At 67.8% G+C, this 24,439-nt stretch carries 21 protein-coding genes and 4 pseudogenes; 10 read left to right on the top strand and 15 right to left on the bottom strand.

The window, feature by feature from the left end; translation table 11 throughout:
• Positions 1 to 166: 166 nt before the first annotated feature.
• On the bottom strand, positions 167 to 709 hold the full coding sequence (locus tag ACGF4C_RS24350; RefSeq protein ID WP_393568927.1) for a DUF4265 domain-containing protein: 543 nt from the start codon (positions 707 to 709) through the stop codon (positions 167 to 169).
• The gene (locus ACGF4C_RS24345; RefSeq protein ID WP_393568926.1) at positions 681 to 1,520 is read right to left on the bottom strand and encodes a polymorphic toxin-type HINT domain-containing protein; all 840 of its coding nucleotides are present in this window, start codon (positions 1,518 to 1,520) and stop codon (positions 681 to 683) included. The genes ACGF4C_RS24350 and ACGF4C_RS24345 overlap by 29 nt, the downstream gene beginning before the upstream one ends.
• On the opposite strand from ACGF4C_RS24345, the gene ACGF4C_RS24340 reads away from it, so the two are divergent.
• Positions 1,507 to 2,751, top strand: coding sequence for a tetratricopeptide repeat protein (locus tag ACGF4C_RS24340; RefSeq protein WP_393568925.1), 1,245 nt, complete (start codon positions 1,507 to 1,509; stop codon positions 2,749 to 2,751). The genes ACGF4C_RS24345 and ACGF4C_RS24340 overlap by 14 nt on opposite strands.
• Before the next feature lie 175 nt (positions 2,752 to 2,926).
• A complete protein-coding gene (locus ACGF4C_RS24335) occupies positions 2,927 to 3,334 on the top strand; it encodes an STAS domain-containing protein (protein ID WP_393568924.1) in 408 nt (135 codons plus the stop codon).
• On the opposite strand, the pseudogene ACGF4C_RS24330 reads toward ACGF4C_RS24335, so the two are convergent.
• The 4 genes and pseudogenes from ACGF4C_RS24330 to ACGF4C_RS24315 all read right to left on the bottom strand — a co-directional run bounded on the left by ACGF4C_RS24330 (position 3,329) and on the right by ACGF4C_RS24315 (position 7,287).
• A pseudogene (locus tag ACGF4C_RS24330) lies at positions 3,329 to 4,260 on the bottom strand (IS481 family transposase). The gene ACGF4C_RS24335 and the pseudogene ACGF4C_RS24330 overlap by 6 nt on opposite strands.
• 392 nt (positions 4,261 to 4,652) lie before the next feature.
• Positions 4,653 to 4,992, bottom strand: a pseudogene (locus ACGF4C_RS24325) (DNA polymerase III subunit alpha); the annotation flags it as partial.
• A 220-nt stretch (positions 4,993 to 5,212) separates the two neighbouring features.
• The gene (locus tag ACGF4C_RS24320) at positions 5,213 to 5,500 is read right to left on the bottom strand and encodes a hypothetical protein (protein WP_393568923.1); all 288 of its coding nucleotides are present in this window, start codon (positions 5,498 to 5,500) and stop codon (positions 5,213 to 5,215) included.
• Positions 5,501 to 6,090: 590 nt separating this feature from the next.
• Positions 6,091 to 7,287 (bottom strand): PP2C family protein-serine/threonine phosphatase, encoded by a 1,197-nt coding sequence (locus tag ACGF4C_RS24315; protein ID WP_393568922.1) that lies wholly within the window; start codon positions 7,285 to 7,287, stop codon positions 6,091 to 6,093.
• A gap of 756 nt (positions 7,288 to 8,043) precedes the next feature.
• On the opposite strand from ACGF4C_RS24315, the gene ACGF4C_RS24310 reads away from it, so the two are divergent.
• Entirely contained in the window at positions 8,044 to 8,211 is a 168-nt protein-coding gene (locus ACGF4C_RS24310) for a hypothetical protein (RefSeq protein ID WP_393568921.1), read from the top strand.
• 14 nt (positions 8,212 to 8,225) lie between these two features.
• On the opposite strand, the gene ACGF4C_RS24305 is transcribed toward ACGF4C_RS24310, so the two are convergent.
• The 7 genes and pseudogenes from ACGF4C_RS24305 to ACGF4C_RS24275 all read right to left on the bottom strand — a co-directional run bounded on the left by ACGF4C_RS24305 (position 8,226) and on the right by ACGF4C_RS24275 (position 14,629).
• Positions 8,226 to 9,629, bottom strand: a complete 1,404-nt coding sequence (locus tag ACGF4C_RS24305) for a cytochrome P450 (protein WP_393568920.1) — start codon at positions 9,627 to 9,629, stop codon at positions 8,226 to 8,228.
• Positions 9,626 to 10,225: an ATP/GTP-binding protein gene (locus tag ACGF4C_RS24300; protein WP_393568919.1), complete on the bottom strand. Its 600-nt coding sequence runs from the start codon at positions 10,223 to 10,225 to the stop codon at positions 9,626 to 9,628. Before ACGF4C_RS24300 ends, ACGF4C_RS24305 begins: the two co-directional genes overlap by 4 nt.
• Positions 10,203 to 10,565 (bottom strand): DUF742 domain-containing protein, encoded by a 363-nt coding sequence (locus ACGF4C_RS24295; protein ID WP_393568918.1) that lies wholly within the window; start codon positions 10,563 to 10,565, stop codon positions 10,203 to 10,205. The genes ACGF4C_RS24300 and ACGF4C_RS24295 overlap by 23 nt, the downstream gene beginning before the upstream one ends.
• Complete coding sequence (locus tag ACGF4C_RS24290) at positions 10,562 to 10,996, bottom strand: roadblock/LC7 domain-containing protein (RefSeq protein WP_393568917.1); 435 nt, start codon at positions 10,994 to 10,996, stop codon at positions 10,562 to 10,564. The genes ACGF4C_RS24295 and ACGF4C_RS24290 overlap by 4 nt, the downstream gene beginning before the upstream one ends.
• Positions 10,993 to 12,390, bottom strand: a complete 1,398-nt coding sequence (locus ACGF4C_RS24285; protein ID WP_393568916.1) for an ATP-binding protein — start codon at positions 12,388 to 12,390, stop codon at positions 10,993 to 10,995. The genes ACGF4C_RS24290 and ACGF4C_RS24285 overlap by 4 nt, the downstream gene beginning before the upstream one ends.
• A 216-nt stretch (positions 12,391 to 12,606) precedes the next feature.
• A pseudogene (locus ACGF4C_RS24280) lies at positions 12,607 to 13,110 on the bottom strand (FGGY-family carbohydrate kinase); the annotation flags it as partial.
• Positions 13,111 to 14,047: 937 nt separating this feature from the next.
• Complete coding sequence (locus ACGF4C_RS24275; RefSeq protein ID WP_393568915.1) at positions 14,048 to 14,629, bottom strand: TetR family transcriptional regulator; 582 nt, start codon at positions 14,627 to 14,629, stop codon at positions 14,048 to 14,050.
• A 160-nt stretch (positions 14,630 to 14,789) separates the two neighbouring features.
• On the opposite strand from ACGF4C_RS24275, the gene ACGF4C_RS24270 reads away from it, so the two are divergent.
• From ACGF4C_RS24270 to ACGF4C_RS24250, 5 genes and pseudogenes are all read left to right on the top strand, one after another.
• On the top strand, positions 14,790 to 15,140 hold the full coding sequence (locus ACGF4C_RS24270) for an antibiotic biosynthesis monooxygenase family protein (RefSeq protein WP_393568914.1): 351 nt from the start codon (positions 14,790 to 14,792) through the stop codon (positions 15,138 to 15,140).
• A 139-nt stretch (positions 15,141 to 15,279) separates the two neighbouring features.
• Positions 15,280 to 15,819, top strand: a complete 540-nt coding sequence (locus tag ACGF4C_RS24265) for a hypothetical protein (protein WP_393568913.1) — start codon at positions 15,280 to 15,282, stop codon at positions 15,817 to 15,819.
• Between the two features lie 34 nt (positions 15,820 to 15,853).
• On the top strand, positions 15,854 to 16,282 hold the full coding sequence (locus ACGF4C_RS24260; RefSeq protein WP_393568912.1) for a DUF4267 domain-containing protein: 429 nt from the start codon (positions 15,854 to 15,856) through the stop codon (positions 16,280 to 16,282).
• Positions 16,283 to 16,314: 32 nt separating this feature from the next.
• A pseudogene (locus ACGF4C_RS24255) lies at positions 16,315 to 16,485 on the top strand (helix-turn-helix domain-containing protein); the annotation flags it as partial.
• A 649-nt stretch (positions 16,486 to 17,134) separates the two neighbouring features.
• Positions 17,135 to 19,531 carry an Orn/Lys/Arg decarboxylase N-terminal domain-containing protein gene (locus tag ACGF4C_RS24250; protein WP_393568911.1) on the top strand — a complete coding sequence of 799 codons (2,397 nt, stop codon included), beginning with the start codon at positions 17,135 to 17,137 and terminating at the stop codon, positions 19,529 to 19,531.
• 459 nt (positions 19,532 to 19,990) lie between these two features.
• On the opposite strand, the gene ACGF4C_RS24245 is transcribed toward ACGF4C_RS24250, so the two are convergent.
• The gene (locus tag ACGF4C_RS24245) at positions 19,991 to 20,746 is read right to left on the bottom strand and encodes a helix-turn-helix domain-containing protein (RefSeq protein ID WP_393568910.1); all 756 of its coding nucleotides are present in this window, start codon (positions 20,744 to 20,746) and stop codon (positions 19,991 to 19,993) included.
• A 385-nt stretch (positions 20,747 to 21,131) separates the two neighbouring features.
• Here ACGF4C_RS24245 and ACGF4C_RS24240 point away from each other — a divergent pair, with 385 nt between their 5' ends.
• Entirely contained in the window at positions 21,132 to 21,410 is a 279-nt protein-coding gene (locus ACGF4C_RS24240; protein WP_393568909.1) for a hypothetical protein, read from the top strand.
• Between the two features lie 297 nt (positions 21,411 to 21,707).
• Here the strand turns inward: ACGF4C_RS24240 and ACGF4C_RS24235 are convergent, their stop codons facing one another.
• Positions 21,708 to 22,961: a hypothetical protein gene (locus ACGF4C_RS24235; protein ID WP_393568908.1), complete on the bottom strand. Its 1,254-nt coding sequence runs from the start codon at positions 22,959 to 22,961 to the stop codon at positions 21,708 to 21,710.
• A 566-nt stretch (positions 22,962 to 23,527) separates the two neighbouring features.
• Between ACGF4C_RS24235 and ACGF4C_RS24230 the strand changes: the two genes are divergently transcribed.
• Entirely contained in the window at positions 23,528 to 24,439 is a 912-nt protein-coding gene (locus ACGF4C_RS24230; RefSeq protein WP_393568907.1) for a hypothetical protein, read from the top strand.

Below are 24,439 nucleotides of genomic sequence, written 5' to 3'. Positions count from 1 at the left end.
CCGCCTGATCCGCTTCCACGACCGCCGCTTCCCCACCGGCGACGACCCCAACGCCCCACCCGCCACAGCCGTCGTCCGCTGACGTTGCCCTCACCGTTGTCGTCCAAAACCGCAGAATCCCTCCCCCCGCTGGAACGAAATCCAGCGGGGATTCTCGCGAGCTCAATTAACCATTAGGCTCCGGCAATCCGAGCCCATCGCGATGGGCCCTCGCAAGAGCAGCCTCTTCGATGCCGATTTTCCCTTCATTGGCAACGCGAAGGAGGGCATATCTCATGGAGGCATAGTCAACGTGCGGCGGCACATCGATTGCCCACAAGCTCCCTGTCGTATCAATCTCCCAGGAACACTCAAAGCTGCGAAGCATGGTGTCAACCATGTCCCTCGCGTCGTCATCCTTGACAATGATGCGAACCGTTGAATGCCCGGCCTCTGACACGAACTCCTCGAACACGAATTCTCTGCGCTCGTGATCAGCTCTGACTCGCACAATGTCTCCGAAGGAGATCCCCTTCACGTAGAAGGGAGTATTCCGAATCTGGACCTCCATCTGTACGGAGGTTTTCCCAGTCCAAAGCCGCTCCGTAGAGGCCTGGGCCCAATCGGCAGTATCGTCGGGGAGGTCGAAGGCGACCTTGTACAGCTTCTCAGGCTTACCGGCCGGCACCGACTCACCGCCGCTAAGGCCCGAGGAAGTCTCTGAGCTCATCATCCCAATCTTCCATGGTTTTCGTGGACTTATCTCTGTTGCACCGACGGCAGGCAACTGCGCCGTTGTGGGCGCCACCATGCCCACCACTGGCCCTCGGCTCTACGTGATCGATCTGGGCATCGTCGGGCCTCCCTTTGATGGCGTTTCCATTGGCATCTCGCGATGCGCGACGTTCCACCGTCTGTCCACAGTAGTCACACTGGTACTCGCCGCCATTTTTAGCGGAGTTGGCGTCGTAAACCTTCTGTCTCTCAGCATCAGTGAAATCCAAACCAGCTCTGTTGCAGTTGTGTACGAGTACTGGTGTGGCTCCTGCCAGTACATAGTACGTGTGGGTGCCTGCGAGGGTCAGATCGTGTGTCTGCTGCTTCTTGTGGAAGTGTCGGACTGCGATGATCTCGGCGATTGTGCCCTGGGGCGTGCGGAGTTGGGTTCCTGGGCGAAGGTCGCCGGCATTGATCCATTTCTTCTTGTCGGCGGACCAGAAGGGGTGGGTGTCGGTGGCGATGATGCTGGAGTCGCCGGTGGGGGTTTTGACTGTGAGGTCGGTGAAGTGTTTGTCGTCCTTGGTGACGATGGTGGCGACGACGGGGCGGGTGGTGGTCTTGCCGGTGGCAGGGTCGGTGGCTATGACCTGGTCGCCGGTCTTGACGTCTTCGATTTTCTTCTTTTGGCCGTCGGCGAGGGCAACTTCGGTGGCGGGTAGGAAGCTGTGGCACGGTCCGCCGCGACCTCCGCGGAGACCCATGCGAGCGCCGGGTCCCTCACCGCCGCCCATGAGCGCGCCTGCGGCCATGGAGTTGGCCATCAGCTCCAAGAGGCCCTGGGGGCAGTGGTCCTCCATTTCGGCGCAGGTGCTCAGCCTCAGCCCGTCCATTGCTGTCCTGCCGGAGAAGCCCGGACTGAACTTCGTGACCGCCCAGGCCTTCGATACGGCCGGCAACGGCAGCGAGATCCGCACTTATCAGTTCCTGGTCAAGGCCGGGCAGCCCGAGCGCGCCACCTGGCAGTTCGACGAGGGGGCCGACGCCACCGAGGCGAAGGGTTCGGCTGTACCGCGTCGCCGCCGACGGCGGAGGCATGGTTGCCCTGGTGACGCTGGCAGAGATACGCGAGCGGGCCGGGGACCGGGAGGAAGCCGAGCGGCTCGCCCACGCTACCGCCGACAGCGGCAGCACTTCGGCGCTGAAGTTCCTGGCGCTGGCGCGGTTGAGAGAGGAGGCCTGGGGCGCCGGGAGGAAGCCGAACGGCTGTACCGCGCCGCAGCCGACAGGGGAGACACCGACGCTCTGCTGCAGTTGGTGCGGTGGCGGGAGGAGAGTGGGAACTGGGAGGAAGCCGAACGGCTCGCCCGCGCCGCCGCCGCCGCCGACGGCGGAGACCCTTCCGCCCTGCTGTCACTGGCGCGGACGCGGGAGGCGTCCGAGGACAGGGAGGAAGCCGAACGGCTGTACCGCGCCGCCGCCGACAGCGGAGACACCTCGGCCATGGTGTATCTGGGCCAGATGCGGGAGAAGGCCGGGGATCGGGAAGAAGCCGAACGGCTGTACCGCGCCGCCGCCGACAGCGGTAACACCTCCACTGTGCTGTCTCTGGTCCGGCTACGAGAGGAGACGGGGGACCGGGAGGAAGCCGAGCGGCTCGCCCGCGCTGCCGCCCACGACGGAAACACCTCGGCCCTGGTGCTTCTGGCCCTGATACGGAAGGTCGGGAACCGGGAGGAGGCTGAACGACTCGCCCGCGCCGCCGCCGACAGCGGGGACCTCAACGGCGTGATGGAACTTGCGCAGATGCGAGAGGCGGCAGGGGACCTGAAGGAAGCCGAACGGCTGTACTGCACTATCGCTGACAGCGGATACAGCCTCGCCCTTGAGTATCTGGCTAAGCTACGGCCAGCGGTCGCGGAGGAATACGAGCGCTACGGCCTGGAGGACAAGGGAACGTTGGCCAAGCCGTGGGCATGGCCCGATCCGCACGTCACTGCCAAGCGAGAACCCAGTACCGGGTGCAAGGCACCTTGGCCGGAGCCGTCGCCGTAGCCGCGGTCGGCGAACAGCGAATCCGGTCTGCACATCATTGCCGCACTCGTTCTCGTATATACCCAGCCCCGACCGATGAGATAGACCTGCAGACCTGTCCTGAACTGGCCCAGGCCGCGGCCGTCATCCCGCTGGGCAGCAAGACCCTGTACTTGGACCTTTCGGGCGTGGCCTCATGGACTCCAGCGGCCTGAACCTACTGGTGCTGCTGCGCCGCCGCCTGCACGCCGAAGGCGGCCGCCTCGCCGTCACCGGGCTGCAACCCCAGCCCGCCCGTTTGCTGCAGATCACGGCCGCTACGAACTCTTCACCGACGATGCCACGGCCTCGGCGAGGCCCTGACCGCCTGACTGGCCCGAAGCAGCAGGTGATCCGACACCGATCGCTCCTGCAAAAGGCCCTTCGCCGCCGCGGCGGCGAAGGGCGACAAGGGGCTGCTGGTCCCAACCCTGCTCGGAGCGAGTGGCCAGCGTGGCACCGCCCACACCACCCTGACCGACTGCAGCGTGGGTCAGGTGGGTGTCGGCAGGGGCTCCGCCTGGGTCGTTGGCCAGCTAGATGTGCGACTGACGGACGCCTATGACAGTGGGTCTTGGGCTTTCTGGCGTAGGCGTTCGTAGGGAGTCTGGCCGGTGAGGGCTCCGTGGGGGCGATGGTAGTTGTAGTAGTCCTCCCACTCCTGCAGCTTGATGTTGAAGAGGTTGACGTCGTCGATGACCTGTCCCTCCAACAGGCGATAGAACTCCTCGGAGTCGATGCGGTGGGATCGTTCGACTTTGCCGTTCAGCCGTGGGGTACGCGGCTTGATGCGGATGTGGCCGATGCCCTTGTCGAGCAGGTGCCAGTGGAAGGACTGGCCGAATTCCTGACCGTTGTCGGTCTGGACCTGCTCGATGGCGAAGGGGAGCTTGGCCAGCACGTAGTCGATGAACTGGACGGCGGTCTTCTGGTCGTTGCGGGGGTAGGCGCGCAGGATGCGCAGCCTGGTGCAGTCGTCGATCGCGGTGTACTGGTAGTAGCGCTTCTTGCGGCCGCTTTGGCCGAGCGGCTCGATGAACTTGACGTCGACCTGCAGCTGGTGGCCGGGGCGCTGCTTCTCGTAGCGCTTCCAGCGGGTGGTGTGGCGCTTGTAGCGCTGCGAGGCCGGCAGCCGGTTCAGCCCGACCTTTTTCAGTATCCGCCAGACGCCGGAGGTGCTGATGGCCACGTCGTGGTAGCGCTGCAGGTACATGGCGATCTTGACTGGTCCGAAGTGGTACTGACGACGCAGCCACAAGATTTTCTCCACGACGTCGGCCCCGTGGCGGTGGGCATGTGGTGCGGGGCGCTGGAGCGGTCCTTAAGCCCTTCCAGGCCTTCGGCCTCGTACCGCCGCTGCCACCGGTAGTAGCACTGACGGCTGATCCCGTAATAGCGGCAAGTCGCCGCCACACTGCCGCTGACTTCCTCAACGTGCCGCAGCACCGCCAGCCGATGCCGAGCACGCCGTTGCAGTTCCCGTTCGGTCATGCAGGTCTCCTAGGAATCAGAGACCCATCTGTCAACAACCTCCGTCAGTTTTAGAGCTAGATCGCTGCGGTGATGCGCTTGCCCACCGGCCCCCGGTGGACGGCGAAGCTCTGGCAGATGGCCATCACGATCTCCAGGCCGTGTTGTTCGGGTCGGCCGCCAGGACCGACGGCAGTGTGGTGCTGCTGTCCCACACGATGACCTCGACGTGCCCTCGTCGAGCCAGCCGCGGCACAGAGCCGCCTGAGGAAAGTGCCAGCCGTTTCGCGCTCCTGCGGCTCCGACGGAAGCGGTGGCCTCCTCGATGCAGTCCGTGCAGTATGACCAACTGCCGTCCTCGAAAGGACCACGGCCGATCCCCTCGGGGTCGACACGCACAACTTGACAGGGAAGCGCAGCGCGTGGCGGGCGCGGTAGGTCTCGGGCATGCCGGTGACGGCCACGCGCTCGGTCCCGTAGCGTTCGAAGATCTTGTCGTAGACCTTCAGCCGGCGCGCGGATTCGACATCGATGTCGATGTCTGGCTGCGAGGTGCGTCGAAGGGACATGAAGCGCTCGAAGAGGAGGTGGTGATCAAGAGGGTTCGCTGTCGCTATGAAGAGGCTGTGGTTGACCATGGAGCCGGCGCCCGAGCCGCGGGCGGCGACGCGGATGCCCATGGCCCGCACATCGGCGACGACCTGGGCGACGGCGAGGGTAGGGCTCGAAGCACAGCTTGCCGATCACGTCGAGGCAGTTCCGTCCACTGCTTCACGCCCTGGTCGACCAGGACCGCCGGATCGGCCCAGACCGGAGCCCCGGCGCCGCCCGTCTCGGCCACGCACGCATTCAGGAAGGCGCGGAACGAGATGCCCTCCAGATGGGCGACGTTGAAACCACCGTGCTCCGAGCCGGCGGCCTGGTCGAGGGCGAACCGGGCCACGTCGCGCACGTCGACCGGCTGGATGCGCTGTTAGGCGGGGGCCGGGGCGCGGATGCGCCCGCCCCGCTCGGCCCGCTCCAGCCACCAGGGCAGCCGGCCCACGTACTCACCGGGACCGAGGATGACGCCCGGGCGAAGGAACACCGCGGCTTCGCCGAAGGCTTGGGCCAGGGCACGCTCACCGCCGGCCTTCTGAAATCCGTAGTGGGTGGGCGAGCCGTCGGCGCCGGTGTATCCATACGATTCGTCGGCGTCCGCAGGGCACTGGAGGAGCGACGAGTCGTCACCAAGCCGCTGGTGAGGCCAACCCTCGTACACGGACAGGGTGGAGATGTGTACCCAGCGGTGCGGGGGTGCACGACCGGACGCAGGGCAGTCGCGGCGGCCAGAACGTCCTGAGGTGAGAGATCGGAGCTTGAGGTGTCGATCGCCGCATCCCAAGTACCGTGCTGGGCAAGGAGCTCCAGGTCGGAGTGGCTCGTGCGGTCGCCGTGCACGGCTTCCACGCCTGCCGCGTCTCGGCCCGAGAGCCCTCGGTTGAAGGTGGTCACCTCCCCCCTCGACAGTGCGCCCTCCACGATGGGCTTCCCCAGGAACCAGTCCCGCCCATGACCAGAATCCCCATGGGGTGATCCTGCCGTGCAGCCAGGGGGCAAGGAAGCGCCCTCGGCTGCACGACATGCAGAGCCCCGCACCAGAGGTGCCGGCGTACCACTCCCGCCCCTGCTGATACGAGGCTGGCAGATGCGCCGGGGCACCCTTACGGCACACTCAGATCCGACGACGAAGCCGGCTGCTCCCTCTGCCGCTCGCTCCGACGAAGCGGTCATCGATCGGGTATGCCTGCACATTCAGGCATACCGCGAACATCTGGTCCAGGGGTGGACCTTTTCTTCTACTGCCCTGCATCACCTTGACGGTGGAGGTCCGGCAGCAATTGCGTCTTCAGCCGCTTCGGACTCCGCGTCGTCCCTGAATCGATCGATGACGAGTACCGCCACGTCGTCTGTCAGCTGCCCCCGGGTGTGGCGGACCAACGCCTGATGCAGCCACTCCAGGAAGTCCGGGGGCGTACAGGCAGGAGCTGCTTCCAGCGCTTCGGGGAGAGGGAAGAAGTCGTTGTCGATGTTGCGTGCTTCGACCACTCCATCGGTATACAGCAGGAGGCGGTCACCCGGTGCGAAGACATAGCTGTCCGGCCCAGCGGTAGAGCCGTTCATGATGTCTTCAAGGCCCAGGGGCGGCCGTGGTGAGGCAGGGTGCAGCGCTTCGATCTTGCCCTGGCGCAGCACCAGCGGAGGAGGGTGCCCGCAATTGACCACCTGGAGCACTGATCCGTGCACCACCTGAGCCGCCAGCGCGGTGACGAAGTCCTCCCCTATGTCTGCCTCCTCTTCTTGGCCGAGCGCGGTCGGCACGGCGCAGTCCCGATTAAGCGCTGCGGAGCAGTGGTTCATCACCTCCACCAGGTCGTTCTCGTAGTGCACTGCTTCCCGGAATGCGCCCAAAACGGCTGCTGCCGAGCGCACGGCTGGCAGCCCCTTGCCTCGGACATCCCCCACGATCATCCGGACCCCGTACCGCGTGGAAACGGCCTCGTACAAGTCGCCGCCGATCTGTGCCCCCGCCTCGGCGGCCAGGTACATGCTGGCGACTTGCACTTGGTCCAGACGGGCCGATACGGGACGGAGCAGGGCTCGTTGTGCTGCTGCGGCAATGCGATGGATCCGGTCGAGTTCGCTCTGCCTGCGCGTGCGCACAGCGTTACTGGTCATGACACTGGCGGCGGACACCACGACCAGAGCCAGGAGGTTGCTGTAGATCTGCTGGTCACCCCAGGCCTGGTGCAGGGTCGTGGTCGTCACGCTCACGATCAGAGCCCCACCGGCTGCCGCGAGCGTGCCCTTCGGGCCCATCGTCAGGGACGCCAGTGCCGGCATGGCGATGAGGAGAGGGCCGGTGTACACGACGTGCGCGGGCGAGAGCTCGATGCCAAGCCCGAGCAGTACGATCAGGAAAGGTACGCACTGTGCGAGTCTGAAGAGAAACCGACTGTGACCGCCCACTGCTGAGAGAGGTGTCCTCGGGCGGAAGAGTGTCCGCATGGATACAGCCTCCCTCGGCGAGGTCGAGGCTTCCACTCAATCGTCCGCGGGCTGCCACGCCGGGACCCTCGGATCTTTTGTGGCCGTCCCTCGCTGGCGAATCTGCCGAGCGCCGGACGGCCTACGAGAGCGGGTGGCAGAGGCTGAGGCACTCTGTCGATGTGGTGGGCCGCTGACCACGGATGTTGCACACAAGCCCGTGCCGGCACATGCCGCTGCTGTCGCGCCCCTGGCGTTGTCGAGGTTCCCGTGGAAGGCGTCCCCGCCAGTCCCCAGATCCGCGAGTTCGCTGCCACTTCGTGGCCGGCCCCGACCGTCGACCGCGACTGGCTGAAGCTGTCCCCGTTTGCTGGCGCTCCGCCGACCTGGGGCAAACGGCTCGCTCACCGTGACGGCCTGAGGGGCTTGGCACCACCCGTCGGTCGGGGTATCTGCTGGGCCCAGGACCGACGGGCCGCCCACCTTCGCATGGATGGTGTCGTGAGACAGGCCAAGTGTGCCCCACAAAGACTCGCTGCGCCGCCGACTGCTGGTCGGTCCCTGTGGATCGGTCAGGTCCTCAGGGCCGTTCGCCCGATCGGCATAGCCGAGCAGCGCACGTCAGAACCGCACCACATCCGGGCCGGCAAGGGCATCGACGGTGACCTGGACGGTCGGCACGGCGGACGGTCCGCCGGGATTCTGAGGGTGGCGTGCCACGGCCGGGATCTGCGGGCGAGTTCGACGTCCCGCTCGCTCAGCCCGTAGAAGTCCTCGGTGAGCGTGATCAGCCGCACGAAAAAAACCACCCGGATTTCTCGACACCAGGGCGGCCCGGGACCGCCCGCCCGCATCTACGAGGCGCCGGAAGAGATACGCAGGCATGCCGCCGGGGTCGCGGAAGCCGGACTCCTCCAGCCGGTGACCGGTTCAGCCGCCGCATGAGCGCGGGCGGTGGCTTATTGCCCATGCCACCACCGTGTCAGGGCGCTCCACCGGAGCTGCCGGTCCGTGTCCGCGGATTCCGGTTGCCTGGCCGGGGATGTCGGTGCCTGAGGGATCGATGACGGCAGAGCCGGGTTCGTGTTCCCTTCGTCGCGTCGAGAAGGGCGGTCGGCGGAGCTGATCGGCGGGAAGCGCACGGGCAGGGCGGCGAGGGCACGGTGGAAGGGTCCCTGCCGCCACTCCAACTGCTCGACGGGGAGGTCCAGTTCGATGTCGGGGAGCCGGTCGAGGAGCTTTTCCAACGCGATCGTGGCGATCAGGCGGGCGGGGCCCTTCGCCGGGCAGGTGTGCGGTCCCGCGCTCCAGGCCAGGTGCGCGCGGTTGCCGGCCCGGTGGTCGCCGGTGAGGGCGGGGTCGGTGTTCGCGGCGGCCAGGCTGATCAGAACGGGCTCGCCCTCGGGGAGGAGGGTTCCGTCGAGCTCGACGTCCTGGATCGGATAGTGAATGGCGTAGTTGGCGATTGGCGGGTCGGTCCACAGCACCTCGTCGATGGCGTCCTCGACGGGCATGCTGCCGCCTGCGAGATCACCGGCGAACCGGTCGTCGCACAGCAGCAGTCGCAGCCCGTTGCAGATCAGGTTCTGCTGGGGCTCGGTGCCCGCGCCCATGAGAACCACGAGTTGGTGCCTCATCTCCTCGTCGGTGAGCCTCGCTGGATGGGCCATGAGCCAGGACGTCACGTCCGGCCCCGGCTGTCTCCGCTTGAGTGCGACCAGCTCGGTGACGCCCTCGGTCAGCACGGCGTTCGCCTTCTCGGAGTCGGCATCGGCGTCGAAGATCCCGGATATGCCCTCGACCAGCTTGTTCCCGGTGCCGTGCGGGCAGCCGAACAGCTGGTTGAAGACCAGCAGGGGCAGGACGGCGCCGTACTCGCCCAGCAGATCCGCCCGCCCCCTGCCTCCGAACCGGTCGATGAGGATGTCGGCGCTGTGTTCCACGTAACCCCGGAGCGCGCCTGGGTCCACGCGGTCGAGGCTGTCGGTGATGGCGCCGCGCAACCGGCTGTGCTCGTTCCCGTCGGTCCACAGGGCGTTCGGTCGGTACATCATCATCGGCACGACCGGGCTGTCCGCCGGCACCGTCCCGTCGGCGAGAGCCCGCCATCGGCGCGGGTCCTTGGAGAAGCGCTCCGGACTGCGCAGCACCTCCAGAGCGCTCTCGTAGCGGGTGACCAGCCAGGCACGTACGCCGGGGGCTATCTCCACGGGAGCGGCGGAGCCGTGGGCGCGCAGTCGGGTGTACGAGGCCATGGGGTCAGCGGCGAACTCCGGGCCGTACAGCCGCTCGACCGCGGGCGCAACGGCGTTCGCCGGGCAGCCGGGAGGAGCTACCGCGCGCGTGGGGCGGGGGGTCGTCATCCGTGCTCCTGAGGGGTGCGGGTCCGGAGGTATTCGACGAGCGAGATCAGTGCTCTGGAGGACGACGCGGCTTCCCGCGCGTCGCAGGTGATCAGGGGAGTTTCGGGGAGCAGGTCGAGCGCCTCGCGGATCTCCGTCTCGGGGTGGACCGGGGCGCCGTCGAACTGGTTGACGGCGACCGCGTACGGCATGCCGTGCTCTTCCAGCAGATCCATGACGTCGAAGGACTGGTCGAGCCTTCGGGTGTCCGTCAGCACCAGTGCGCCGAGCGCTCCTTGCAGCATGTCCCTCCACAGCTGGGTGAAGCGTTTCTGTTCGGGGGCGCCGAAGAGATAGAGCACCAGGGACTCACTGAGTGTGAGGCGGCCGAAGTCCATGGCCACGGTCGTCGTGGTCTTGTCGGGGGTCCCCGTAAGGTCGTCGACGAGTTCGCCGGCCTGTGTCATCGTTTCTTCGGTGCGCAGCGGCCGGATCTCGGAGAGGGTGCCGACGAACGTGGTCTTGCCGACGGCGAAGTGGCCGACGACGAGGATCTTGACCGTGGTCGTGACCGTGTCCGCGACGTAGACCGGGTCAGAAGCGGGAGCGGAGCCCATCCAGTACCTCCTGCAGGAGTCGGGCGTCGGGCAGTTGGGCCTTGGGGACGGGCGGCCGGGCGAGGACGTGGCCGCTGTCGATGAGGTCGCTGAGCAGCACCTTGGTGACGCTCACCGCCAGGCAGAGGTGCCCGGCCACTTCGGCGACCGACAGGGCTCCACCTCGGCACAGTTCCATGACCCGCCGCTTCTCCGGGCTCAGACCGTTGAGGGGACGGTCGTGCACAGCCATCACCAGCGTCGCCATGTCCAGTGTGTTGCGCGTCGGATGGGCGCGGCCCTGCGTGACGACGTACGGCCGTACGAGTCCTCTCTCGCGTCCGGGGCGAGCCGGGGTCATGCCGTACCGGAGCCGTCTGGCGAGCCGGGTGCGTAGTTCAGCCGCGGCGGGCTGGTCAGCTCCTTGCCGAGCCGGTCGACCAGCTTGTGCATGCTGTAGGTGACGGCTTCCATGTCGACTTCCTGCCCCGCTGAGACGGCCAGATAGGCGCCGGCTCCGGCGGCCACCAGGAAGACGTACCCGTCGACGAACTCGACCAGGGTCTGCTGCCACGGGGAGGTCTCCCGTGCGCAGAACTCGGCGGTGCTACGACTGATGGACTGCAGTCCGGACAACGCCGCCGCCTGCCGGTCGGCCTCGTCGCGCTCGATGCCCTGGGAGTGGGCGCGGAGCATGCCGTCCGCGGAAAGCAGGATCGCGTGGCGGGCTTTCGGGACCTTCAGGACCTCGTCGAGCATCCAGCCGAGCTCGTTTGCCGTATGGCCGTTCATTCCTGGGCATTCCCTTCGCTGTCGGGAGAGGCGTCGCGGCCAAAGCGGGTGCCGCGGGCGAACGCGCTCATGCGTGAGGCGGCCTCGGCGGCGGGGCGGACCAGCGCGGGATCGGAGCCGGTCGGCGCCGCGGGATCGCCGGCCGCCTGGTGCTGCGGTGTGCGGCGACGGCGCTTGGGCAGGCCTCCCGCGGTGGTCGACGGCGCCGCCTCCGCTTCGGGGAGGGGTGACGATTCCACGGACGGCCGGGCAGTCGCTTTGCCCGGACCCGGCTGGGCTGCCGCGTCCCCGACCGCTTCGGCCTCGGGCGTCGGGGGGGAGGCGGGTTCCGGAGCGGGCGGCCGCTCAGAACCCTGCGTGGGGATCGGCGGGCCCATGAAACGCACCCGGTTCAGGAGCGCGTTGGGGAGGAAGAGCACGGCCCGCACACCGCCGTACGGGGACTGGGTATTGACCGAGACGCTGAATCCGTACCGGGCGGCGAGCATGCCGATGACGGCGAACCCGAACTGCGGTGGCACGCCGAGCCGGTTGATGTCGATTTCCTCGTGGCCGGACAGGCGCCGCGCGGCTTCCTCGGCCTCTCGTGCGTCCATGCCGACGCCGGCGTCGTCGACGACGATGCTGACGCCGTTGTGGGCGGGCTGAATGCCGACTTCGACAGTGGTGTTGGGTTGGGAGTGCCGCGCCGCGTTGTCCAGCAGCTCGGCGACCGCGAGGACGACGGGCTCGACAGCTCGGCTCGCCACGTCCATGTCGACCCGCGAGTGGACCTGTACGCGTCGGTAGTCCCGGATCCTCGACGTCGCACCGCGTACGACGTCGAGCACCGGTGACGCGGCCCGCTGCCGTCCGATCCAGGAGCCGCAGAGCACGGTGATGGCCTGCGCCCTCCGGCCGAACTGCGCGTTGGCGTGGTCGATCTCCAGGAGGTCCTGGAGCACGTCCGGGTCGTCGTGCCGGTCCTGCATGTCTGAGATCGCCAGCTGCTGCTCATTGGCCAGGGCCTGCAGGGCGCGCATCGCCGCCTTCAGTGCCGCTTTCGCCGACGTGTCCGCCCGGGCCTGTGCGGCCTGCATCACCTCGGTGAACTGCTCGGTGATCCTCTGTAGGTTCCTTCCGTACGTCGCTCCGGCCAGTCCCGGGTCGAGCGGTCCCGGTACGGGCGCGGGCGCGGTACGCGCCGTATCGAGCGATGCCTCGGCCAGAGCGGGCAGCCGAGCCTCTACGAGGTGCCGGACCTCCTCCTCACGGGCGAGCAGGCCGGCATCGCGGCTCGTCAGGTGACGGCGCAGAGTGGCGGTGATTCGGTGCTGGCGTATCAGCAGCGGCAGCGCGGGGAGTGTGACCGCGGTAATGCACCAGGACACCGCCTCCGTTATGTGATGTGTCATCAGGTCCTCATGGCGGTGGGAGTGCGGCAGGCCCGTGGGAGGCGGGACAGGTCGAGGGTTTCGTGGGGTGCGACGGTGAGTGCCGTGCTGCGGCGGTCGATGCCGTCCTGCTCCCCACAAGGCAGCCGCCACGTGCCGACGGCCCGCAGCTCGTGCGGGACGGCCAACAGCGGCGCCGGGCAGTCGCGAGCGCTGCCGCAGCCGGGACAGCAGAACTCATACCTTCCGGTGCTCCTCGTCGATCCAGCCAGTGGCTCGCCCGACTGCCTTGGACCAGTGCTCGTGTTCGCGGTTGCGGGTGTCCGCGTCCACGCGGGGGGTCCATTCGGCGGCGCGGTGCCAGTTGGCGCGCAGTGTGTCGGTGTCCGGCCAGAAGCCGACGGCCAGGCCGGCCGCGTAGGCAGCGCCGAGGCAGGTGGTCTCGGTGACCATCGGGCGCACCACCGGCGCGTCGAGAACATCGGAAATGGTCTGCATCAGCAGGTTGTTGGAGGTCATTCCGCCGTCAACCTTCAGTGCGATCAGGGCGACGCCGGAGTCCTTGTGCATCGCGTCGACGATCTCGCGGGTCTGCCACGCGGTGGCTTCGAGCCCCGCGCGGGCGATATGCCCCTTGGTGACGTAGCGGGTCAAGCCGGTGATCATGCCGCGGGCGTCGGAGCGCCAGTAGGGGGCGAACAGGCCGGAGAAGGCCGGGACGAGGTAGGCGGTGCCCTGGTCGGTTGCGGCGGTGAACGGGCCGGCGGTATTCGCGTCGGTCACGGTGTGTGCTCCTGGAGCGGCTCAATACGGTGCGGGGACTGCGGGTGCTCGATGTCCAGAGGCCGCTCGTACAGGCAGCGCCGATTGTTCGTCGACTCCACCCAGGCATGGCCCATCGGGGCGACGCTGCCCCAACTCGCGTTCCCTGTTCGACAATGTCGACCGGTGGGCGGCAGTTTCGCCCGCCCACGAGAATGACGTCAAGAGGTTGCCGACCGGTAACTTCGACGTGGCAAAGATCTGGAACGGCACCTCCAGAGCTTTCCGTCAGCACGGGACAGCGGGATGGCGCGGACCCTGAGGCTCAGGTCCGTGCGTTCAAACCAACGCCTTGGCCTCGCTGCCACCCGCGGCATCACCGTCTCTGTCACCTCGGGCGACCAGCTGAACGACGACGGAGCCCCGTTGACTTCGCCGGGCCAAGTCTGTTCGTACTGAGCGTCGGCGTCGACATGATCGCCATGAGGCCCGTGCTCTCGTGGAGGAGGGTCGGCTGCCCGTCGCAGCTGGGCCACGCTGATCCATGGGGAATCGGGCATGGCTGGAGGGCGGCCGCAATATCGATAGCGACCAACTCAAGTCTGCCGCTCCCACGTTGCGCCGGGACCGTCCACCTCGACGAGGACGACGAGGGCACCGGCGAATGACGCGGCGTTAGGCGTGTGTCGGGTCGTGAACGACGACCATCGCAGTTCCCGGGGCGGGCGCCCGTCTGGGATGCGGGGCCCGGCGATCTGCGGCTGCGCCGTGTAGGCCTCCGGCTGCGTGCCCGCCGGCGTCATGATGCTCGGCGACAAGTCCCGCAAGCCGCAGAAGGAGGGCTGATCCTTTCAGCTTTCCCTTTGAGGGCACCCGCCGTGACCGAGGGCGCGGTGGGTGCCCTTCGACGCGTTCTTCAGGGCGTGGGTGCGGTGAGATACCGCTGGACCGTGGGCCCGAGCCAGTCCACGATCTCGTCGCGGTCCAGCGCCACGCTCGCCGGGAACCGCAGCACGTAGCGCGTCAGTGCGAGCCCCAGCACGGTCGAGGCGCACAGTGCCGCCCGTGCCGGCGCCTGCTCCGGATCGGGGCCCACCTGGCGGGCCAACGGGATCAACTGCTCGCGCAGCACGCTCTGCATGCGATCGGCGGCGGCCAGGTCGGTGGCTGCGACCCGCATCAGTGCGGTGAGCTCCCCGTTCCCCTCCCACAGGGTGAGGAAGTGGCTCACCAGCGTACGGCCGATCGCCTCGCGCGGTTCGACGGGCAGGTCGGGTAGTCCGGGGTCGATCGCGACGGCAGCTGCGAACAGGCCCGCCTTGCTGTCGTAGTAGCGCATCACCATCGACGGGTCGATCTTCGCGTCGCGCGCGATGGCCCGGATGGTCGCCTTCTCGTAGCCGTCCGCCGCGAACCGCTCGCGGGCCGCGGTGAGGATCGCTGCGCGTGTTGCGTCGGAACGCCGTACGGCCTGCTGGTTCTCCGTGGTGCCGGTCATGCCTACAAATGTAGGCCAACGGCTGTTGACAGTCCAGGATCGCACCCCTACGTTTGCCAACACACGTTGCCAACACGCGTTGACGCCGAGTGGTGCCAAGCGTGTTGTCTAGATCGCGATGTCTCTGAGTGGACAACCGATAGCGAGAGGACGTACCGAAATGGCCAAGCTCCAGAGCCTCGACCCGAGCACGCCGATGTTCGCGCAGTTCCAGGAGAAGACCGGGCCCATCGTCCTGGCCAACACCTTCGTCGTCCCGAAGGAGAGGTACGCGTCGTTCCTGCTTCTCTTCCGGCGGCAGGCCGAGTTCATGAAGGCTCAGCCGGGATTCGTCTCCCTGCAAATGCACAAGGGGACGGCGGACAGTCAACTCCTGATGAACGTCGCGGTCTGGGAGTCGACCGAAGCGCTCGCGACAGCGTTGGGCAGCCCGGAGTTCCAGCGCATGGCGGCCGAGTTCCCCGACGACATCGTGTCGTACCCGCACATCTTCGAGCAGATCGACGTATGACGCGGCAGCTGTAGCCAGGGGAGGCGGCCGGAGAAGCCATGCCCTCCCCTGGGTATCCACCCACCCCCGCCATGTCGCGGGGTCGCCAAGACCGCCAACCAACCCACCACGCGCAGCCCGTCCCTGACATGAAGTCCCCATGACTGTGGAACTGAAGCACGCCATCGCCCCCACCCGTGACCCGCAAGCCTCGGCGCAGTTCCTGGCGGAAGCCCTCGGCCTGACTGTCGATCCGCCGGTGGCGCACTTCACGCCGGTCACGCCGGCCAACAAGGTCAGCCTGGACTACGACCAGATGGACGTCTTTGAGCCGCACCACTACGCGTTCATGGCCGGCGAACGGGAGTTGGACGCCGCACTCGCCCGCCTCCAGCACGGTGGAATCACCCACTACGACGATCCCGCATGCCGAGAGACCGGACAGATCTTTCGCAGTAAGCGCACCGAAGACCGCAGGGGCACCTGGTTCCACGACCCCGACGGACATCCCATGGAGATCCTCCCCCCTGGGCAGCACAGGGTCGTGAGGCCGACGGCGGCCCAGGGGACACGGCTGCGCTGGTGGTGGCGGGATCGAGTTCGTGATCGCGGGCGATGCGGCGATGCGCGATCAGTCACGCCAGTGCCCGTCATCTCGCACGTCAGCGGCCGCCCGGCTACGGCCGCCGCTGAACCCTGACCCGTCCCGGGCTGAACATCGAAGGAGAAGCACCATGTCACTGAAGAACGTCAACACCGTCCTGGCCACTGCCTGCGCCCTGTTCGTCCTCTACCTCGGGCTGTCCTTCATCCTGGCCCCGGAGGTGTCCACTCAAGGCGTTGGCCTACCGAACTGGCCCGCCGGCAACGGCGATGGCTTCCTCATCATGAAGGGCACCCGCGAATTCTCGATGGGCCTGGTCATCGGCATCCTGCTGGTGACGGGCCACCGCCGCGCCCTGGGCTGGGTTCTGCTGATGGAGGCCGTCGCCCCGTTCGGCGACATGATCAACGTCTTGGCCCATCACGGCTCAATCGCCGCCGCGTTCGGCATCCACGGCCAGACCTCTGCGCTGATCGCGACCACCGGCCTGCTGACCCTCCGCGAGACCAGCAAGGCCCATCAGGCCCCTGCCCTGGCGCCCGCCGCGCAGCCCGCCTGACAGCTACAAGCCCCGAAGGGGTGGCCCGGCCGTGGGGACGGGCCACCCTTCCTGGCCTCACCCCACTGCGCTATCAGCAAACCCTCCGTCTAGAACGCGCCGAGCACCTCATCAGCCACGGCGCCACGGTCGATGCCGCCGCCCGTGCGGTCGGCTTCGAGAACCCCCGCATGCTGCGCCGCCTGCGAGCTCGAGAGCACTGACCAGTAGCAGCGCACGCCAAGCGAAATGCAAACCACTCCTAGCGGCAACGGGAAGGCTAAGGAGGCGAGTTCCGCTGCCTCGCGGTGTTCATCCTTCGAACCCGGCGCAGCCCTCGCCGTAGCACGATGTCCGTATGCACTGCGCGACCCCGCTACGGCGTCGAGCCGGCAGTAGGCCGGTTCGACGCACGATGGGCCACGACCGCCGGGTGAGGTCGGGCCGTCCGGCACTCTGCCGGGTCGCCGTGACGCGAACTCCCTCTGCAGTACGGGTACGACCTCCCCGTCGAGGGTGTCGAGCTGCTCCAGCATCGGCAAGCCGCGATGAGGAAGAGGAAGACGGCTCAGCTACCGGTGCAGCAGTGGACGGGACGTCGGCAAGTCGACCAGCCGACTGTCACCGGTTCGCCCCCGGCTCAGTCGGCCTGCCGCGGATTCGTAGCGCTCGACAGCCGGCGGACCCACCGGACTTCGCTGCCACATGCGTTCACATGGCGCGGTCAGGGACGTGATTTCCCATCTCCCTCATGGGAGTGGTTTCGACCGGTCAACGAGCCGCTGCCGGTGATCTTCCGGTTGTCTCTCGGCCAGCAGGCAGGGCACGCATCAGCAGACCATGCGTCGACACGCGCAGAACAGAGGGGCCACTATGACCGACGGGACGGTTCTGTTCGCGGTACACGAGTTGCCGGAGAGCCAAGGCGCCGCCGCCGAGCAACTGCGCAGAATCCGCGACGAGTTGGAGGCCCGAGGTTTCGACGTGCGCTGGGCCACGACAGCTGACGATGCCCAGGCGGTGCTGCGCACCGAGGCAGGCATGGCCGTCGCCGTGGTCGACTGGGACCTTCCCCGGGCCACCGGAGACGGCGGTGAAACAGGCGGCGCCGAGGTACTGCGCCACGCCGCCGGGCGCTTCCAGAATCTCCCCGTCTTCCTGGTCACGGCGGGCGAAGACCTCGAACACCTGCCCCTGTGGGTGGCCGAAACGGTGATCGGCTACATCTGGCCGCTGGAGGACACCGCACCCTTCATCGCCGGCCGCATCGCCAGCGCCGCCCGCGGTTATCAGCACAACCTGCTGCCACCGTTCTTCAAGGCACTGCGCCGCTTCGACCACGCGCACGAGTACTCCTGGCACACCCCTGCCCACTCCGGCGGTGTCGCCTTCCTCAAGTCCCCCGTCGGCCGGGCCTTCCACGACTACTTCGGAGAACGGCTGCTGCGCAGCGACCTGTCGATCTCCGTCGAGGAACTCGGTTCCCTCTTCGAACACACCGGCCCGGTCGGTGCGGCGGAACGCAACGCCGCCCGCGTCTTCGGCGCCGACCGCACCTACTTCGTACTCCACGGTGATTCCACGTGCGACCGGATGGTGGGTCACTTCAGCGTCACCCAGGACGAGATCGCCCTGGTGGACCGCAACTGCCACAAGTCGGTCCTGCACGGCCTGGTCCTCTCCGGAGCCCGGCCGGTCTACCTGGTCCCCACCCGCAACGGCTACGGACTGGCAGGCCCCCTGCCGCCCGCCGAGATCCAGGCACCGTCGGTTGCCTCCCGGACCAGCCGAAACCCCCTCACCCAGGGCGCCGTCTCGCCCGAGGCCCAGTACGCGGTGCTGACGAACTCCACCTACGACGGCCTGTGCTACGACACTCTCCAGGTCGCCCAGGCCCTCGCACCCAGTACCCCCCGGCTCCACTTCGACGAAGCCTGGTTCGCCTACGCCCGCTTCCACCCCTTGTACGCCGGCCGCTACGGCATGGCGGTGGGCCCCGACACCTTCCCCGGCCCCGAACGCCCCACCGTCTTCGCCACCCAATCCACCCACAAGCTGCTGGCCGCCCTGTCACAGAGCGCCATGGTGCACATCAAACCCGCACCCCGGGCGCCGGTGGAGCACGACCGGTTCAACGAGGTGTTCATGATGCACGGCACCACCTCACCGCTGTATCCGATGATCGCCTCCCTCGACGTGGCCACCGCGATGATGGACGGCCCCCAGGGCCGCTGCCTCATCGACGAAGCGGTGACCGAAGCCATCCGCTTCCGCCAGACGGTCGTACGCGTCGCCCGGCGCATCGCCGCCGCCGGCGACCGGCCCGACTGGTTCTTCGGCGTCTGGCAACCCGAGACCGTGACCGACCCGGCCACCGGCGAGCGTCTGCCCTTCGCCGACGCACCGCCCGAACTGCTGCGCACCGAACCGTCCTGCTGGCAACTGGCGCCCGACGCCGACTGGCACGGTTTCACCGGCCTGACCGAGGGCTACTGCCTGCTCGACCCCATCAAGGTCACCCTCACCTGCCCCGGCATCGACGCCACCGGACAGATGTCCCAGTGGGGCATCCCCGCCCGCGTCCTCACCGCCTACCTGGCCACCAGGAACATCGTGGTGGAGAAGACCGACAGCTACACCACGCTCATCCTCTTCTCCATGGGGATCACCAAGGGCAAGTGGGGAACCCTGATGGACGCCCTGATGGACTTCAAAACGCTCTACGACCACAACACGCCTCTGGAGCGGGTGCTGCCCGAGCTGGTCGCCGCCCACCCCCACCGCTACACCGGCCAGACCCTGCGCGAACTGTGCCAGGAGATGCACCACCACCTGCGCGATGCCCGCCTGGTCGAGCTGCTCGACACCGCCTTCCAGGACCTGCCCGAGCCCGTCACCCCGCCCCAGCACTGCTACCAGCGCCTCATTCGCGGCGGCACCGAGCGGGTAAGGCTGGCCGACGCGGCCGACCGGGTGGCCGCCGCCATGGTCACTGTCACCCCGCCGGGCATCCCCGTCCTGATGCCCGGCGAAAACACCGGGGCCCCTGACGGCCCGCTGCTGCGCTACCTGACCGCTCTGGAATCCTTCGACCGGCGCTTCCCCGGCTTTCGCAGCGAGACCCACGGCGTCACCCTCGCCCCGGACACCGGCGACTACCTCATCGAATGCGTCCGCCAGATCCCCGCCCAGCAAACCGGCCGCACAGCCGGAGAACACCGCAAGACACCGACGCCGCACCCGCTCAGCCCCCAACTGCCCCCAGGCTGAAGCCAAGGCATTGGGTACGCCCCGCCCCACCGTAGCCGTGGCCACGAGGGATCGACGGGCCATGATCGTGGCGTACCTCCGCTATGCCTACGGCCACGCCACCGTCCCTTCATGACGCTGTCCGTCGGACCCTTGCGCGATGCGGATTGCAGCGCCTGGTGCGCAGCGAGCGGTACGCCTACGTCCTCACCGAAGCAGGCCGTGAACTGGCCGACGTGTAAGACCAGGCCGCCGGCTCGTCCCGCGCCCACAACTACCCGCCTGCGGCCAACTACCCGTGTGCGGTCGCCGACTTCGTCATGGGCATCCAACGCATCCTCGTCCTGCTGGCCGATCAACCGCGCTTCGGGCCGCTAAGCCTTTTCAGCGTTGATCCTCCAGGGTGAGGATGGCTGCGGTCGTGAGCCCTGGGCTTCTCGGTTGCTGCCTGGTCATCGTCTGGGCAAGTGAGGTCGCCTACTACTCCGTCGAGGTGTGGATCGTCGGGGTGTGCTTCTCGACCCCGTCACCAACCATGTCACGCCAGTGCTTTTCAGCGGAGCGGATGAGGTCGTCGCCGAGGCGTTCGAGGAATCGGCCTGCCAGGGCCAGCCGGGCTCCGGCAGCGGTCTGGGCTCCGAAGACTTCGGCGCCGCGCAGCGCGGTGGCGGCGAGCCGCTGATTGGCGGCGGCGCTGGCCACGACGGTCCGCAAGCCCGCGTTGTCGTCGAGGAAATACCGGTGGCGGCGGGTCCGGTCGTCGCGGCCGCGACGGATCAGATCCTGTCGTTCCAGCAGGCGGACCGCCTGCGAGATGGTCGCGGCGCTGACGTGCAAGTGCTGCGTCATCTCGATGACGGTGCGACTGCCGGTCTCGGAGGCGAACAGGCAGGCCATGACGCGGGCGGCGGTGCGCGGGAGGCCGGTTTCGACGAGTACCGCGGTGAGGTCGGTGACGAACGCAGCCGTTGCGTAGGGGTCGGGGTCGGGGCCGAGGTGCTCGATGGTCCGCTGCGCCGACGCGGGCGGCTGCGGCCTGCGTTGGGCTCGGTGGGTGGTCGCGAGCTGTGCAAGTTCCGCGCGGTAGCGGGCGGGTCTGCCGTTGCGCGCGACCTCGCGGCTGACCGTCGAGGTGGGACGGCCCAGGCGCCGGGCGATGTCGGCGTAATTCAGGCGCTGTGCCAACCCGGCGGCGATCTGCTGCCGGTCGGCTCTGGTCAGCCTGCGTCCAGGCATCGGGTTCCGTTCCTCTGATCGGGGAGTCTCGGCCACAGTGTGCACTGATCGCCGATCGTTGCAACATCCCCTCGTTCGGCGTGCATTGACCCTCACTGTCATTGCAATCACCAGTTACATGGCTGACCAGCACAAACAGCACGGTTCAGAGGAGAGCGCCGTTGACCGGCTTTTCGACTCGTACCTAACGTTCGGCTCGGATCACCGAGCACGGTATGAGGCGATCTCCGGGGAGAAGAGCGAGGTGCCAGCGTGGCCGAGACCGCCGTCGAGCTGCCCCACCGGACGCACCCTGAGCCGTCCATGTGATCCACCTGCCGAACCGACCCGCATCAGCGCCCGGTGAGACGCAACAACAGGTCTCGATCGACTGTCAGGAGCATCCATGCGAGCCAAAGGCATCACCTACGACACCTGCTTCACTCCGGGCGGCAAGAGTTCTCGGCCCGTCTTCGACGCCGGCGCGGTACGACGCGAGATCCGCATGATCGCGGACGACCTGCACTGTGACGCAGTACGGATCACCGGTGACGACCCCGGGCGACTGGCCCTCGCGGCGCGGCACGCCGCCGACGCCGGGCTGAAGGTCTGGTTCAACGTGGGAACAGATCGACTGGACGCCCTTCGACATCGTCAGTGCCGACGCCTACGGCGATGCCAGTGACGCCTTCCGTCAGGGCCTGCGCGAGTATCTCCGGCACGGCAAGCCGATCGGGGCGACCGGATTCGGCAGCTGCACCCACCGAGGTGCCGCCGCCCGCGGAGGCCTCGGCCGGTGGGCCGTCGTCGACCACGATGCGGACCCGCCCCGCCTCGCCGGCGACTGCATCCGCGAGAAAGACGAACCGGAATCAGCGCGGTGCGGTCCCCAAGGCCGGACTCGGAGTAGGCACGCGGAGGGCCCCGAACGAAACCGGGAGGTCGGGGTTCACGTGCGGGGCCGCTCACGGGGTGTGGGCCGTCAGACTCCGATCAGGGTGTACGTACCCGTACCGTCCTGCCTGCCGCTGGAGTACTGGCGTATGAACTCCCCGTCCGCGTACCGGTCGTGGCCCATCATGGAGCCGGTGTACTTGTTCTGCACACCGATCTTGGAGCTGCCGGGTACGTCGCGGTAGATGTAGAACCGCTGGAGGTCGTCCTCCGTGCAGGGGGCCGTCTGCACGACCGCCTGTTCGGTGGCCGCGTTCTCCGCGGCGACGGTCGCGCACCCGCCGTTGCCCCAGTTCCACAGGGACGCCTCAAGGACCCCGTGGTTCTCCGTCACGTTGCACAGGCGCCAGTTGTCCAGGTGGGCGCTGAAGATCGTCGAGGGCCGCAGGCGGACACCGTCGGCCGCCAAGAGCGGCGCGCCCCAGGACAGGGGTTTGTCAGGCACGGCGATCTTGTAGGCGCCGGGCTCGCAGTTGAGCTCGGCCCGCGCGATATGCCTGGTGGCTTTGTGGTGTTCGGCGGACGTGCTGCTGGTGGGAGCCGGGCGTTGCGCGAGGTGGTCCCGCTTCTGCTTCGCCGTCGGCGCCACCGCACCCGCCGGGTGCTTGGCCTTCGCGGTGGCCGAGCCGCAGTCGAGGAGTTCTTGTGCCTTGGCCATGATGCTTCCTGCGGGCACCTTGTCCTGGCAGCGCACCGCGCCTTCCTCAAGGGTGGTGTAGGTGGTGAAGCTGCCGCTGCCGGGCCCCTCGATCCACTTCAACGCCCAGCTGCCGTCGCCCTGTTGGACGCGGTTGCAGTTGAGGCTTCCGTACGTACCGGTGACCTTCTTGGTGCCCTTGTAGACGCCGTAGTAGCCGGGCTGGTTGAAGTTCCACGTGACCGTACTCGACACGCTGCTGGTGGAGGAGTAGTCGACCTGTACGTTCAGGCCCAGCGTCGCGCCGACGGTGCCGAGGGTCTCGACGGCGAAGCTGCCCTGGACGTTGCCGTTGAGGCCGACGGACACCGAGATGGTGGTCTGGGTGCTGGTGGTGACGCTCTGGTAGCCGGTCGTGCCCTGGGTGACGTACCAGCCCTTGAAGTGGGTGATCGTCGGAGACACTTCGCTGGTCTTGATGTACGGGTGGCGTGTACCGAGGTCGGCCGCCGTACACGTGCCGCCGGGCGCGGGTGTCTGCGCCGTGGTGGTGGGTGTCGCGGCAGCCACCGTGGTGGTGGGTGTCGCGGCAGCCGGGGAGACGGCAAGACTCATGGCGGCGACCGCCGCAGCGGTCACCGCCATGAGTGATCTACCGACCCCACTAACAGGTCCTATAGGGCGCATCGTTGCCTATTTCCCCCTCTTCGCATATGTGTCCGCTCGCGGGGTGAATGTAGCGGCCACAGGGCTGGTGGCGTGAGACCGCAACCGGCCACGAACGATCACGGAGGAGCCGATTCCGCCCCTGGCGCAGACCGTTGCCGCGCCGGTTCGATCCTCGGTGAACCCGTACGCCACCGAACAGGGGGACCACCCTTTGAAACGCGCCAGACACCTGCTCGCGGCACTGGCCGCACTCGCCCTGACCGCAGCCCTCCTCGCCCTGCGCACCTCACCGGCCGCCGCCGCACCGTCGACGGCCGGCCGGTCGGCTCCCAAGGGCCACGGCACGTGCACCGCCACCGCCCCCGGCTCCGGGCCCGCACGCCGCGGCGCGGCGTGGACCTGCACCCAACAGGGCCCCCGTCTCCGCCCAGGACCTGGCCCGCATCCGCGCCCACGTCACGGCCGCCCCTCGGGACGGCGCGGGTGCCCTGTGCGCCTCCTCCGAACCGGTGGATGTCGTCTCCTCCCGTCACGCGTACTGCGTGCGGCACAACATCGTGTACGCGCTCGTCAGCCCCGACGGCCAGGTGATCGGCACCGCCGCTCTCACGGTCGTGGCCGCGTCCGAGCCGAGCCCCACAAGTACGCGGTGGCAGGAGAGCATCTCCCTCCTCGCCGGCGCGATGTCACCCACCATTCCCGCGATGAAAGTCTCCCTTCGATCGGACTGCACCCAGTGCATCGCGGGCCCGCCCGCCTGGGGCGGCGGGTACATCGAGCTGTACCAGGGCGAGGAGGACCACACCGGGACGCTGTCCTACGACTCCACCGTCCGGGGCGGCGGCCTCAGTCAGCGCACACAGATCTCCTACCGGTCCGAGGTGGTGAGCACCGGAGCGAACCCCGTCACCAGCCCCCAGAACTGGGCGGGACCCTCACTGCGCTGTGACGGACAGGTCGGCCTGTACCCCGGCTGCATCGTCACGGGCCACCTGGCCCAGGTGACCATTGGCAAGTCCCTCTACGGGGCCGCCGCGGTGGCCTACGAGTGGGCGCAGAACAACCTGACCAACGGCAGGCTCGGCACCGAGAAGAAGCCGCTCACGCGTGACGCCGACGACAAGAGGACGGACAAGAGGCGCTACTACAGCTGCGAGGCTCCCCCGAGGCCCTTCGTGGGGGACCCCAGTGTCCGGGACGATTCCTGTGACGAGTTCCCCTTCGCCAAATCCCGCGAGGGCGGAACGATCGGTTCCATGTGCACGGAGATCATCCCCCGCAACGTGGGCGGTGTGTGGAGCGTAACGGTCGTACGCGACGAGCCGGTGGCACCCTGCATCAGGGCCCATGTCCCCAAGGACGAGAACACGGGCGCGGGGGGACAGCTGGGCCGTGACGTTCAGTCCGAGCGCATCCTCGACGGCGAGGCGTACCAGGTGGTCATTACCCCCTAG

The organism is Streptomyces sp. NPDC048197 (assembly GCF_043202395.1).
Taxonomy (GTDB): Bacteria; Actinomycetota; Actinomycetes; order Streptomycetales; family Streptomycetaceae; genus Streptomyces; species Streptomyces siderophoricus.
This window is presented reverse-complemented; position numbering and strand designations above follow the sequence as displayed.

Coding starts and splice junctions, on each gene's coding strand:
- ACGF4C_RS24350 (WP_393568927.1), bottom strand. CDS start 709: ATGAGCTCAGAGACTTCCTCGGGCCTTAGCGGCGGTGAGTCGGTGCCG.
- ACGF4C_RS24340 (WP_393568925.1), top strand. CDS start 1,507: ATGGAGTTGGCCATCAGCTCCAAGAGGCCCTGGGGGCAGTGGTCCTCC.
- ACGF4C_RS24345 (WP_393568926.1), bottom strand. CDS start 1,520: ATGGCCAACTCCATGGCCGCAGGCGCGCTCATGGGCGGCGGTGAGGGA.
- ACGF4C_RS24335 (WP_393568924.1), top strand. CDS start 2,927: ATGGACTCCAGCGGCCTGAACCTACTGGTGCTGCTGCGCCGCCGCCTG.
- ACGF4C_RS24315 (WP_393568922.1), bottom strand. CDS start 7,287: ATGCGGACACTCTTCCGCCCGAGGACACCTCTCTCAGCAGTGGGCGGT.
- ACGF4C_RS24305 (WP_393568920.1), bottom strand. CDS start 9,629: ATGACGACCCCCCGCCCCACGCGCGCGGTAGCTCCTCCCGGCTGCCCG.
- ACGF4C_RS24300 (WP_393568919.1), bottom strand. CDS start 10,225: ATGGGCTCCGCTCCCGCTTCTGACCCGGTCTACGTCGCGGACACGGTC.
- ACGF4C_RS24295 (WP_393568918.1), bottom strand. CDS start 10,565: ATGACCCCGGCTCGCCCCGGACGCGAGAGAGGACTCGTACGGCCGTAC.
- ACGF4C_RS24290 (WP_393568917.1), bottom strand. CDS start 10,996: ATGAACGGCCATACGGCAAACGAGCTCGGCTGGATGCTCGACGAGGTC.
- ACGF4C_RS24285 (WP_393568916.1), bottom strand. CDS start 12,390: ATGACACATCACATAACGGAGGCGGTGTCCTGGTGCATTACCGCGGTC.
- ACGF4C_RS24275 (WP_393568915.1), bottom strand. CDS start 14,629: ATGACCGGCACCACGGAGAACCAGCAGGCCGTACGGCGTTCCGACGCA.
- ACGF4C_RS24270 (WP_393568914.1), top strand. CDS start 14,790: ATGGCCAAGCTCCAGAGCCTCGACCCGAGCACGCCGATGTTCGCGCAG.
- ACGF4C_RS24265 (WP_393568913.1), top strand. CDS start 15,280: ATGACTGTGGAACTGAAGCACGCCATCGCCCCCACCCGTGACCCGCAA.
- ACGF4C_RS24260 (WP_393568912.1), top strand. CDS start 15,854: ATGTCACTGAAGAACGTCAACACCGTCCTGGCCACTGCCTGCGCCCTG.
- ACGF4C_RS24250 (WP_393568911.1), top strand. CDS start 17,135: ATGACCGACGGGACGGTTCTGTTCGCGGTACACGAGTTGCCGGAGAGC.
- ACGF4C_RS24245 (WP_393568910.1), bottom strand. CDS start 20,746: ATGCCTGGACGCAGGCTGACCAGAGCCGACCGGCAGCAGATCGCCGCC.
- ACGF4C_RS24240 (WP_393568909.1), top strand. CDS start 21,132: ATGCGAGCCAAAGGCATCACCTACGACACCTGCTTCACTCCGGGCGGC.
- ACGF4C_RS24235 (WP_393568908.1), bottom strand. CDS start 22,961: ATGGCGGTGACCGCTGCGGCGGTCGCCGCCATGAGTCTTGCCGTCTCC.